The 12258-nt window shown below is 45.1% G+C and carries 9 protein-coding genes; 3 read left to right on the top strand and 6 right to left on the bottom strand.

Features of this window, described 5'->3' with window-relative positions:
* Positions 1-35: 35 nt before the first annotated feature.
* Positions 36-1574, bottom strand: coding sequence for a sensor domain-containing diguanylate cyclase (locus L4B77_RS08255; protein ID WP_429749705.1), 1539 nt, complete (start codon positions 1572-1574; stop codon positions 36-38).
* A gap of 349 nt (positions 1575-1923) precedes the next feature.
* Here L4B77_RS08255 and L4B77_RS08260 point away from each other — a divergent pair, with 349 nt between their 5' ends.
* The 3 genes from L4B77_RS08260 (at position 1924) to L4B77_RS08270 (ending at position 7591) form a co-directional block, all read left to right on the top strand.
* Positions 1924-2556: a DUF2760 domain-containing protein gene (locus tag L4B77_RS08260; protein ID WP_429749745.1), complete on the top strand. Its 633-nt coding sequence runs from the start codon at positions 1924-1926 to the stop codon at positions 2554-2556.
* Positions 2556-4520 (top strand): Hsp70 family protein, encoded by a 1965-nt coding sequence (locus tag L4B77_RS08265; protein ID WP_429749707.1) that lies wholly within the window; start codon positions 2556-2558, stop codon positions 4518-4520. Before L4B77_RS08260 ends, L4B77_RS08265 begins: the two co-directional genes overlap by 1 nt.
* Before the next feature lie 230 nt (positions 4521-4750).
* Positions 4751-7591, top strand: a complete 2841-nt coding sequence (locus L4B77_RS08270; protein ID WP_429749709.1) for an Hsp70 family protein — start codon at positions 4751-4753, stop codon at positions 7589-7591.
* Positions 7592-7763: 172 nt separating this feature from the next.
* Here the strand turns inward: L4B77_RS08270 and L4B77_RS08275 are convergent, their stop codons facing one another.
* The 5 genes from L4B77_RS08275 to L4B77_RS08295 all read right to left on the bottom strand — a co-directional run bounded on the left by L4B77_RS08275 (position 7764) and on the right by L4B77_RS08295 (position 12249).
* A complete protein-coding gene (locus L4B77_RS08275) occupies positions 7764-7979 on the bottom strand; it encodes a hypothetical protein (protein ID WP_261837482.1) in 216 nt (71 codons plus the stop codon).
* Positions 7980-8256: 277 nt separating this feature from the next.
* Positions 8257-8730, bottom strand: a complete 474-nt coding sequence (locus tag L4B77_RS08280) for a DUF2947 domain-containing protein (RefSeq protein WP_261837483.1) — start codon at positions 8728-8730, stop codon at positions 8257-8259.
* A 152-nt stretch (positions 8731-8882) separates the two neighbouring features.
* Positions 8883-9470, bottom strand: a complete 588-nt coding sequence (rimJ, locus tag L4B77_RS08285) for a ribosomal protein S5-alanine N-acetyltransferase (protein WP_429749712.1) — start codon at positions 9468-9470, stop codon at positions 8883-8885.
* Between the two features lie 33 nt (positions 9471-9503).
* Complete coding sequence (gene tyrR / locus L4B77_RS08290) at positions 9504-11051, bottom strand: transcriptional regulator TyrR (RefSeq protein ID WP_429749714.1); 1548 nt, start codon at positions 11049-11051, stop codon at positions 9504-9506.
* Positions 11052-11196: 145 nt separating this feature from the next.
* Complete coding sequence (locus tag L4B77_RS08295; protein WP_429749716.1) at positions 11197-12249, bottom strand: YcjF family protein; 1053 nt, start codon at positions 12247-12249, stop codon at positions 11197-11199.
* Positions 12250-12258 lie beyond the last annotated feature (9 nt).

The raw sequence follows: 12258 nt of genomic DNA on the forward strand, positions 1-12258 counted from the left end.
TAAAGAACTCGACCTTAGTTGTATCAAGTGTTCATTTAGGCTGCAATTGTGACTCTATTTCGACCATTGATCTTACTTTGATAGAGCATACTGTCCGCTTTTTGCATCAGTTCTTCGCTGTTCTCATTATCACGAATAACCGCACCAATACTCAAGGTACAGCTAAGGTCTCGGTCTTTATGTTTACAATGAGAGTGGCTCACCGAATTTAAAATACACTCTAAGTAAGTCTTCAACGCCTCATGATTTGTGACATTAGAAATAATACAGAACTCATCGCCGCCGATACGAAACACATCATCCCCTTCTTTTAAATTATCCAAAATCAACTTGATAATATGTATCAGCAAAGCGTCGCCAGCAGGGTGGCCAAATTGGTCGTTAATACCTTTGAACTCATCGATATCAAATCCAATAAGGCTGAAATGTGTGTTTTTCTCAATGGCGCTACTCATTCTTTTATTATAAGCACGTCGGTTATAAACTTCGGTTAAGCTATCGTGGTCAGCTAAGAAACGAAGTTCTTCTGTCCTTTTATCCAACATTTTATACAAACGTTCTTTCTCACGAATTTGCAGGTTCACGATGTAGGCCAGCAGGAATGATATGGTGGTGCCAACCAAAGCAATACCCACTAATACAAGGTAACCATTAAATGTGATGTATGAATCTAACTTGTAGTCGATCTGCCAATCTCGGTTAACCAAGTTAATCATTTGGGTCGAATGGTGTCCCGACACACTTTCAAAACCTTCGCTTTCAAACAAAATAGGCGCGTCTTCTGCTTCAAAACCTATATCAGTAACACGGATATAAACGTCAATATCATTGATAGCCGACGCAAAGAGGTTGTCAAAGTAATCAGCAGTATGAAGCACACCAATCACTATACCGAGTAGATTATCACTATCACCGTCAAAAACAGGGTGATAAACCAATATCCCCTTCTTAGGAATACTTGGATCTACCCCATCTTGTATTAAACGAACGTTGTCTGAAACATTCGCTTGGCGCGTTCGGTACATATTGTCCAGAACTCGCTTAAATCGCTCTCGAGAAGAATAAAAGCCAAGTACTTTGTTATTCTCTTCCGTGTTTGGGTAGACATCCGTCACGATAAAAGCAGGCTCACCATCTAAGATGTAACCCGTGGTTTTAGGTTCGTGCTTCGGTATGGTGTACACCTCATAGGATGGGTACACCTCTTTCATCTTCGCCATATGTTCCGCCACTTCATCGGCCGGCACTTTTTGCATCCACTGTAAGCTGATTAAGCTTTTTGAATCTTTAATGGTTTGTTCTGCAAATCGATCGAATCCAACCCAATGTTTAAAATCGTTAGCATAAAAATAATTGGCACCAGATCCGATATAAGCGATGTCATTGTCAATAAAGGCTTTCAGACTTAAGGTTCGATTTTTAGCAAAGTGCTCCAAATTTGTGCTCAAGGCACGATTTTGGTTGAGGGCGACTAACGCAAAGCACAATGCCGTAATCAGAAAGAAGGCAAAAAAAACAACTAATGGTAAAGTTTTTCTCTTCAACCCTGTATACGAGTCGATAATATGAGGCATGCATATCCCATGTTGAATTCTGTAGACAGTTAAGTATATAACGTAAACGAAATAGGCTCCATGCGTCTTTATAACTAAAACTGATACAAAATAGGCACTAGTTTACCTTCCCAGCATACCAATGGTTGTTATTCAATCAAATCTCGACGAATTTTTACAAAACACACCAAAATCCCACTTGATTAAAAACATTAAATACTGCTCTACGCCTTGAATATGCTAGTATTCATCCATATTTATAGCTTGAAAGAACCCGTATTGCCTGAGGGTTTCAGAGTTTTCTTTCCAACCCGTATATTCAACGTAACCAATGAATATACTGTTAAGTCATTTTAAAGAGAAAATCACTATGATCGTTGATTTGAACCTAATCCCACAGACGTTTGATATGCTTCACGCAGGCCTCACTGCATCAAGCGTTTTACTACTGCTTATCGCCATTTCTCGTAAAACCAAAGTGGTTGAGAAAGTCGTTGAAAAACCAGTAGAGAAGATAGTTGAAGTTGAAAAGCCAGTTGAGAAGATTGTCGAAGTTGAGAAAGTGATTGAAGTTGAGAAAGTGATCGAAAAAGTCGTAGAAGTTGAATCAAAACTAGCAACAGCAACGACCGATTCGGCAATGCAACTTCTGTCTATCATGCAACAAGAAGCGCGCCTAATTGATTTCCTAAAAGAAGATCTAACGTCATTCTCTGATGAAGAAGTTGGCGCAGCAGCACGTGTGATTCACACTGGCGGTCAAAAAGTATTGGCAGACTACGTAACACTGTCTCACATCCGCACTGAAGATGAAGAAACACGTATCACGGTTGTTGAAGGCTTCAATCCACAAGAAATTCGCCTAACAGGCAATGTAACGGGTAACACGCCATTCAACGGTACACTGGTTCACAAAGGTTGGAAAGCCACTGACATGAACCTGCCTAAGCTTGCTGAAAACTACGATGCATCTGTGATTGCACCGGCAGAGGTGGAGCTATAATGGAACACCAAAGTCATTCAGCTCAAGAGCTATCTTCTCAAGACCGAGAGCATTCACAACAGCAGCAAGCACCTAAGTTCAGTGTTGGTATCGATTTAGGCACCACTCACTGCGTGTTGTCTTACATCGACACAAGCAATGAAGACGCCCGCGTAGAGGTGATGCCAATCCCTCAACTGACCGCGCCAGGTACAGTAGAAACTCGCAGCCAACTGGGCTCGTTCCTATACCAACCGCACGAACATGAAATGAATGCCGGCTCTCGCGTTTTGCCCTGGTCTTCAGAACCGAAAGCGCTGGTTGGTGCGATTGCTCGTAACCTGGGTTCTAAAACCCCTATCCGTTTAGTCGCAAGTGCAAAATCTTGGTTATGCCACGGTGGTGTGAACCGTCGTGATGCGTTCCTTCCAGCTGGCAGCCCTGAAGAAGTTGAAAAAGTCTCTCCGCTTAAGACAACTGAGTTGTACCTTGAGCACCTTAAAGACGCTTGGAACCACGCAAACCCAGAACATAAACTGGCCGACCAAGATGTCACTATCACGGTTCCTGCTTCGTTTGATCCTGCGGCTCGTGACCTAACAGCAGAAGCGGCACGTAATGTTGGTTTCACTCACCTAACGCTTCTAGAAGAGCCACAAGCTGCGCTTTACAGCTGGATTGATAACAGCAACGACACATGGCGTGATGAAGTCAACGTTGGTGACATCGTTCTTGTTGTCGATATCGGTGGTGGTACAACCGACCTTTCGTTAGTTGAAGTAACACAAGATGACGGTAACCTAAGCCTGAATCGTATCGCAGTAGGTGAACACATCCTACTTGGCGGCGACAACATGGACTTAGCACTGGCTTACCGCCTGAAAATGAAACTGGCTCAAGAAGGTAAAGAGTTGGCGCCTTGGCAGGTTCAAGCAATGACTCACGCCTGTCGTGATGCGAAAGAAGCACTGCTTAACGATACTGAACTGCAATGTGTGCCTATCGTTGTACCTAGCCGTGGTTCTAAGCTACTGGGCGCAACACTGAAAACAGAACTGACTCAGCAAGAAGTTCAACAAACATTGGTTGATGGCTTCTTCCCGAAAGTCGCCGTGACTGAGCACCCAGTTCAAAAGACGCGTGGTGCACTGACTCAAATGGGTCTGCCTTACGCTCAAGATGCAGGTATCACTCGTCACATTGCCGCATTCCTTTCGAAGCAAGCCAATGCGCTTTCTGGAAATAGCGAAACGGCTCAGCAAGATTTCAACCCGTTTGCAAACATGCCGGGTATGCCGGGTGCAGAAGCGCCAGCGGCTGACTTCATCAAACCAACCGCAATTCTGTTCAATGGTGGTGTTCTAAAATCGAACCTACTTGCGGATCGTCTTTCAGATACCATCAATGAATGGCTAATTAATGCAGACGCAGAATTCGCTAAACAGCTTTCAGGCCTAGACTTAGACCTAGCGGTTGCAAGTGGCGCTTCATACTACGGCGCAGTTCGTCGTGGCCAAGGCGTTCGTATCCGCGGTGGTATCGCTTCTTCTTACTACGTAGGAATTGAAAGTGCGATGCCAGCAATCCCAGGTATGGCTCCTCCAATGGAAGCGCTGTGTGTTGCACCATTTGGTATGGAAGAAGGTTCAAGTGTACAAGTTCCTAGCCAAGAGTTCGGCCTAGTGATTGGTCAGCCAGTCCACTTCCAGTTCTTCGGTTCAACCACTCGTCGTGAAGACGTAGCGGGCACGCATTTAGATCACTGGGCACCCGAAGATCTGGATGAACTTCCAGAGATTCAAGTGACGCTGCCTGTTTCTGAAGGCCGTCGCGAAGGTGAAGTGGTTCCTGTCACTTTGGCTTCTCGTGTTACTGAGCTTGGTACCTTATACCTAGAAGCGATTGCCACTGACAACGGTCAGAAGTGGCACGTTGAGTTCGACGTTCGTGAAGATTCGAATAACGACTCAAACGAACAAGCATAGTGAATCAACGGCACCTTAGCGGGTGCCGTTACTTTATCAATGCGATTCCCTAGCCCTGTATTCAAAGAATTCAAACGACAATCTAAACAGGGAGTATCAATTCAATGACAGTGAGCGCCCATCCCCGCCTCAGTCATAAACCTTATAGGGAACTCCGTTGTTATGAACAACAATAATAAGACCAAAACTATCAACAAACTGGTCATCACTTTGTCAGAATAAGGTTTTGTATGGCATCTCCTCGTTTTTTAGTCGGCATTGACTTAGGCACAACCAATACGGTTGTCGCTTATTGTGAAATCAACGACGACCTACAACATGCTCCCGTTTCTCTTTTCGATATTGACCAACTCATCGGCCCCGGCGAAGTGGTTCGTAAACCGTTATTACCTTCATTTCGCTATCATCCGGCACAAGGACAGATCTCCCCTTCCGATCTCACCATGCCTTGGGAGCCAAGCTTAGTTGAAGGCGACATTCAAAATGTCATCGTAGGCGAATGGGCACGAGAATTGGGTGCCAAGGTTGAAGGTCGCCAAGTATCGAGTGCTAAAAGCTGGCTGTCACACCAAGCGGTGGATCGTAACTCCGACATTTTGCCTTGGGCAGGCGCAACTGACGTCGATAAAGTGTCCCCTGTTGTGGCAAGTGCAAGCTATCTCAACCACATTCGTCAAGCATGGAACTACCGTAATCCAAGCAACAAGCTTGAAGACCAAGACGTTGTGGTTACCGTTCCCGCTTCGTTCGATGAGACAGCACGTAAGCTGACACTCGAAGCGGCAGCACTGGCGGGCTTAAGTAAGGTTCTATTACTCGAAGAGCCTCAAGCAGTATGTTATGACTGGTATGCCCGTCACCAACAAACTGCAGCAGATGAACTTCAACAGATCCCGCTGATTCTAGTATGTGATGTTGGCGGTGGTACCACCGACTTGAGCTTAATTGAAGCCAAATTCGATGCGAATAGCGACGGAAATACCGAGCTCGCACTTGACCGTATCGGCGTCGGCGAACACTTGATGTTAGGTGGTGATAACCTCGATTTAGCACTCGCTCACCTTGCTGAGCAACGCTTCAATCAAAACAAAAAGCTCAATGCCTCTAGCCTAACTAAACTGATTCAACAAACTCGCGCCGCCAAAGAGAACCTGCTTTCAAGCAATGCACCCGATGATGTGAAGATCACCATGCTGGGCAGCGGTTCAAAACTGCTTGGCGGTACTAAGAGTATTGGCTTAACCAAACAAGAAGTTCATCAAATCACATTGGAAGGTTTCTTCCCCCTTTCTGAGTTTACAGAAGTGCCAGACAAACGCCGCAGTGCTGTGGTTGAGTTTGGTCTGCCTTACGTAGCTGACCCTGCGGTGAGTAAGCACATTGCAGAATTCCTAGCAACACATCAACAAGTGTCTAAAGCGGCATTGGAAAATTCAGACTCGATTGAGTTCGATGACACCAAACCTGCCATTCCAGTTGGCGTGCTACTCAATGGTGGTGTGTTTAACAGTGAATTGGTCACTGAGCGAATCACTCAGCTACTGGGCAACTGGAACGGTTCTCCAATCACAGTGCTTGATAACCCTCATCCAGATTGGTCTGTTGCATTGGGTGCGGTGGCCTTTGGTAAAGCTCGCCGTGGCGCACAACTGAAAATTGGTGGCGGTGCCGCTCGTTCTTACTTCTTACATTTGCAAGAAAAGAACAAGATGGGTAAAGCACTTTGCCTACTCGCGAAAGGGACTGAAGAAGGCCAAGAGATACGCTTAAACAGCCGTCGTTTCTCACTGACTTTAGGTGAGCCGGTACGATTTAATCTACTGACTTCCACACACGATCAAATCGCTCACGATACCGTTATCCAAAACGGCATGATGGTCAATGTCGATGCAGACTTGTTCTCCCCTCTTCCACCGTATATTTCTACACTGGAAGGTTCCGGTACTACAGAACTTCAAGCCAACCAAAAAGAGCGTGTTGAAGTACTGCTAGCCTGCCAGCTAACCGAAGTCGGCACCCTAAAAATGGAGTGCGTAAGTACTGAAGATGACGCTAAGCGTTGGTTGTTGGAGTTTGAAGTCAGAAACAAGCAAAGCGATGAATCTGATACCTCCACACTTCATCCAAGATTGAGCGAATGCAAGGAACTGATTTCTCGCCTGTATAGCGGCAACAAGAAGAGTGCAGAGTCGAAAGAGATCAAAACACTTGCCAAAGATCTTGAGAAACGACTTGGCAAACGTGACGAATGGGATTTCACAACCCTTCGTCACCTGTTTGATACCTTCTGTACAGGCCGCAAGCGTCGTCGTCGATCAGAAGCACACGAGAAGAACTGGCTGCGTTTAGCGGGATACTCGCTACGTCCTGGGTTTGGTGATCCGACAGACTCATGGCGTATCGAACAGATTTGGGGCCTTTACCAACAGAGCATTCAGTTCAAGAACCACCAAGGCTGGACAGACTGGTGGGTATTCTGGCGCCGTGTCGCTGGCGGGCTTAACCAAGAGCAACAAGAAAGTATCTTAGCGGACATCGCTAAGTACCTTCACCCAGGCGCAATGAAGAACCCTAAGACAGCCAAAGATGCACAAGACAATGGTTATGAAGCCATGGTTCGTTTAGCAGCGTCACTTGAGCAACTTGAGGTGGAAGACAAAGTGCTGCTGGCAAGTTGGTTCTTAAGCAAAGCGATCAACCATAACCAATTTGAACAAGCGCACTGGTGGGCGCTAGGTCGATTGGCTTCAAGAACGCCTTTGTATGGTAGCCAACACAGCGTGATTCCTAGAGAGCAAGCTGAACAGTGGTTACCGAAACTGCTTGATCAGAACTGGCATAAAGAGCAGATGATCGCCTTTGCAGCGGTGATGATTTGTCGTAAAACCGGTGACCGTCAGTTTGATATCTCTGACGACTATCGCAATCAAGTGATTGAGAAGCTTAAACAAAGCAAGGTCCCTGATTCATGGTTAACATTAGTGAGTGAAGTGACTGAGCTTTCTGAAAGTGAGTCTAAACGCGTGTTTGGCGATGCATTACCAAGCGGATTGAGCCTAATCAATAGCTAGTTTGAAAAGCGGTGAGTTTGACAGACGATCCATTTTAGTCATCAATTAGAAAAGAAAAAGCCACTTTCGATTTGTTGAAAGTGGCTTTTTTATTGGTGGCTTAAGGCTGGTAGGTTTAATCGACTTATCGCTGTTTGGTTAATAGCCTCAGCCGTGTTGCTGTTGATCATTGTTAATGTTTAGTTCCAGTTGGGTTGATAGGGAAATCCGTATTTTCATAAATATCAGATAGTTTTTTCGGTTTCTTCTCTTTTGCTCCTTTATTTGGTTGATTATGAGTTTCGCTTAAAAGCCATTGCTCATGCATTTTTGCTGAATCCAAAAATTCTGGATCCTCCATTGCTTCCTTGCGAAGTTTATTTACACGTTCGAGAGTCTCCCAAATCATAATACTTCACCTCCACTAAGGCAGTATTATCAATATAGCTAAAACTCAAAAAACTTCAAGTAAGCCAATGAGATAGCGATCTCAATTTAGTAAACTATCAGTATTTAACAGCCTGAAATTTTCATCAACCATCGAAGCCAAATACCAGTCACTCCTTATGCATCTCGAAGATCATCACGTACAAAAAAAGCGAGCTAAATACTCGCTTCCTATCGATACCGTCAACACGCTACCCGTTTCATTCCCTCACGCTTGACTTGGTTATATCACGCTTAACTTATGCACGGTTGCCAATTTTCACCGTGCCGTTGGTAGCGAACCAAAGCGCTTCAGAACGACGGCGCCCCAACAAAATAGGACCATCATCATAGAACAAAAAATTCTTCCAATGTTTTTTAAACACTGACCACTTCGTTTCAAGGATGTTGTATTTTTCGTAACAAAAATAAACCGTTACGTCATCTTGCCAATCGATAAAGTTAAGGATCTCTTCTGGCATGTCCGGTTCGTCGGCTTCCCAATTTGCCATCCAGCTGATCTCTTCTTTCCAGTTAGACGCTTTGCGTGGCCAGTCTTGTGAACTGAGTCTCTCTGCGTCTGGGCTTTGAGGGCTTACGTTCTCTTTCCAAAACTGAGACGCTCTTGCCTGTGTCATTGGCTTAATTTTTTCCAAGTCCTCTATTGGCAAAGGCATCGACTGGTGAGTAAAAATCCATTTTCTTTGGTATTCGTCCAAAGTGGTGTATGACATCAAATTTCCTCAAATATCTTCTCAGGCGAATGGATAACCATGCCTATCTGTTCTTTTTGGTGCAGCGGCGACTTGAGCATCGTTTAGATATTCGCTGCCGCTAAACCTGTATTTCGGTTGAACGGGTATTTACGTCTAATGACGCTTTATGTCTAAAGAACGCGCTTGTCTTGCCAATTTGGGTTAACTAACGCCGTCAATATATGGTCTTCCCATTTACCGTTGATCTGCAAATAATCTTTAGCAAATCCCTCACGGACAAAACCTAAATGTGCCAACACACTAGCACTGCGCTCATTATGAGGCATGTAAGTTGCAATAAGGCGGTGCATATTCTGCACATTAAACATGTAGTCTTTTGCCATTCTCAAGCCTCTGCGCATGTACCCTTGGCCCTGTGCGCGTTCAGCCAGTGAGTAACCCACACTACACGCATAGAACGGGAATCGAGACAAATTGCCTAAAGATATTGTGCCAAGCATCTCATTGGAGTCAGCATTGATCAGTAAACAGTAATAACCGAGCCCCATTTTATGAAGCTCGCTTAACTTAATCAGTCGTTGCGCCCAACCTTCTCTTATGAAGAACGCCTCTTCACGAGTAGGCTCCCATGCTTTAAGGTGCTCTTTATTTATCTGAAAGTACTCACTGATCATACTTGCGTCTTCGATTTCCGCAGTACGTAGAATGAGGTTCCCATCGCGCATGTAAACGCGTTCTGGTGTACTTAAATCTTCCATTTGTTGTTTCTTAACCCGTTAACTTGTTCGGTTTCATCCGTTCTTTCTGATCCCATAATCACGAAGCTTGTTCGCAATTGAGGTATGAGAGACGTTCAAACGTTTTGCCAATTTACGGCTCGATGGGAACGACTGATAAAGCTTCTCGAGTATCTGCGATTCGTAATCCTTCATGATCTCGTCAAGCGAGCCGTTTAAGCTTAAGTTCGCCATTCCAGCCGTCATGGTATCAAGCTGTGGCAAATGAAACTGCTCAACGGTTAACGTATCTGAATCCAACTCGGTGAGTGCACGTAAGACCATGTTGTCCAACTGACGGATGTTACCCGGCCATTGATAATTACTGAGCTGGTCGATCAACTCTTGAGTGAGTTTAGGCTTAAGCATGCCGAGCTGCTGCGAGTATTTCGCAACAAAAAGTTCCAACAATGGCGCGACATCGTTAGAGCGTTCACGCAAAGCGGGGATCGATAGAGTCAATACATTCAAGCGGTAGAACAGATCTTCACGAAACGAACCTGAATCTGCGAGTTCAGAAAGGCGGTGACGCGTTGATGCGATAATACGAACATCTGCGTGCATCTCTTCTTCTTCCCCTACACGACGGAATGAACCATCTTGCAGAAAGCGCAGTAATTTGATTTGTAGATGTGGGCTCATTTCACCAATTTCATCTAAAAATACTGTACCGCCATTGGCTTGTTCAAAGATGCCTTTGTGGCCTTGTTCATGATTGAACGAACCCGGAGCATGACCAAATAATTCCGTTTCAGCGACGTCATCCGGCATCGACGCACAGCTTAGAATCAGAAAAGGGAATGAAGATCGATTTGAACGGTTATGACACGCTTTCGCCAACATCTCTTTACCGGTTCCGGTATCCCCTTCAATAAGCAGAGGCTGATCTAGCATGGATAGCTTTTTCGCTTGACTGATCAAGACCTTATGACGATTAGAGACACCAACAAAATGTTCAAACCCTAGATTATTCTGTTCTGGGATAACATCTGTCGCGTTCATCTCTTGGTTGCAAGAGCGAATCGTCATGACGGCACTCGCTAGCACCGCTTCGTTGACGTCGCCGCCAAGATAAATCGGCAATATCTCTATAGAAAAATCTAAGCCGTTTAGCACCACAACTTCTCGATGGCGTGCTACATTGCCTTCGATCCAGCGAGCAAAATTAAAGCTAGGAACGAACGTTGCCAATGGTTCGCCGATCACTTCCTCTTCTTGCTTATCAAAGAGGTTCAGTGCCGCGTGGTTTGCCATATCGACAGAACCCTTCAGGTCAATAGCAATCACGGGATCAGGTAAATTTGCGAGCAGTGCAATCAGTTCGGTGTTATGCCTTTCACTCGGCATAAATTGGATTTTACGCACATCCTTAACACCTGAAATTCGGCGGATCTCAGCCATAAGTTCACTAAAAGCATCAAAATGAATATCTGGGCAGTTAAGATAAATAATGCCTTTAATATCAATCTCAATGCCTCTTAAATCGATGCTTTTTGAGGCCAAGATATCGAGCAACTCACGTGTTAAGCCGAGTCTGTCTTCACACAATACTTCAAGACGCACAGATAGTCCTATTATAGGTGTCAGGATAAGTTGACAGTAGTGTGGATTAAGCTCTAAGTTCAGTCAAGAAGAAGAGTAAACATATGTTTACTCTTGCTGATTAAACGGCTTAAGTCTCATACACTTATTTCAACGCTATGCACTTTTATTTCAAAGTAATACGCTTTATTTCAGAAAGGACAGCTCTGCGGAGGTCTGATAACTTTACTTTTCGATCCTTATGCCAAGGTATCGGACGAAGTAACGTCATGGCTTTTAAACCCAATCGTGCAGTTAGAATACCGACACCTAAGCCCTGTCCAGCCCTTGCAGAGACTTTACCGGCAAGGTCCATTGAGACCAGGTCCATGCTTGCATCTATCGCCAATTCACTGGCACCCGCAGCGGCCATGTTGATCAAGACCAACTTGAACAACTTAATACGCGACCAGTAACCAAGCTCAATACCATAGACATCAGCAAGCTTGTCTATCATCGTAAAGTTGCGCCACGCCACCAGCAACATGTCGGCCGCCGCTAACGGGCTAACCGCAACCAAAGCCGCAGATTCCGTTGAGAATTTAATGACGATTTGAGTCGCGAGCTTATCTTGCTGACTCACAACGAGCGCATCATACATATCCAACACTTCCGCATCGCTATGTGCAGGATTGATACTGTTTCGCCATTTATCATACGCTGGAGACTCGGCAACAATACCGCCCTGTTTAGCGATATTTTCACAAAATGCTTTGCCTTTACCGACACTTTGACTTCGTAATAGCTCTTCGCTCTGTTGTTGCACAGTGAAGTGGTCTTTCAGTGAACGCAGCTTCCACAATTCTTTGCCTATTGCGCCCAAGCCCAACGAAGCCATCGCAGCAATGAAACCAGCCCAACCGAGCGCAAGCCAGTCTGCTGATTGAATCGCGGTGATGACTGAGTCAATCGCTTGCCAGCCAACTAAGCCTGAAAACGCGATCAACAAACCAGAAACAAAGCGCTTTTTCTTCTTACTTGGACGAATCACTTGTTCCAGTTGTTGTTCGGCTTCACCATCGAGTTCCGTTTCAACTTGTGGTGCAACTGGTACGAATTTTTCTTGTTCGGAGAATAGCTGCTGAGCGCCCAATTCCGGGCTAACTGTGCTCTTGTCTTGCTCATCAAAAGAGGCCTTCAACGGTTCATCAAAGACCTGTTTCGTTTTTAATTCACTCATATTGATTAC

The organism is Vibrio minamisatsumaniensis, from assembly GCF_050337445.1.
Taxonomy (GTDB): domain Bacteria; phylum Pseudomonadota; class Gammaproteobacteria; order Enterobacterales; family Vibrionaceae; genus Vibrio; species Vibrio artabrorum.

What these genes read in the sequence shown, in the direction of transcription:
- L4B77_RS08255 (WP_429749705.1), bottom strand. Translation starts at nt 1,574, where the DNA reads ATGCCTCATATTATCGACTCGTATACAGGGTTGAAGAGAAAAACTTTA.
- L4B77_RS08260 (WP_429749745.1), top strand. Translation starts at nt 1,924, where the DNA reads ATGATCGTTGATTTGAACCTAATCCCACAGACGTTTGATATGCTTCAC.
- L4B77_RS08265 (WP_429749707.1), top strand. Translation starts at nt 2,556, where the DNA reads ATGGAACACCAAAGTCATTCAGCTCAAGAGCTATCTTCTCAAGACCGA.
- L4B77_RS08270 (WP_429749709.1), top strand. Translation starts at nt 4,751, where the DNA reads ATGGCATCTCCTCGTTTTTTAGTCGGCATTGACTTAGGCACAACCAAT.
- L4B77_RS08275 (WP_261837482.1), bottom strand. Translation starts at nt 7,979, where the DNA reads ATGATTTGGGAGACTCTCGAACGTGTAAATAAACTTCGCAAGGAAGCA.
- L4B77_RS08280 (WP_261837483.1), bottom strand. Translation starts at nt 8,730, where the DNA reads ATGTCATACACCACTTTGGACGAATACCAAAGAAAATGGATTTTTACT.
- rimJ (WP_429749712.1), bottom strand. Translation starts at nt 9,470, where the DNA reads ATGGAAGATTTAAGTACACCAGAACGCGTTTACATGCGCGATGGGAAC.
- L4B77_RS08295 (WP_429749716.1), bottom strand. Translation starts at nt 12,249, where the DNA reads ATGAGTGAATTAAAAACGAAACAGGTCTTTGATGAACCGTTGAAGGCC.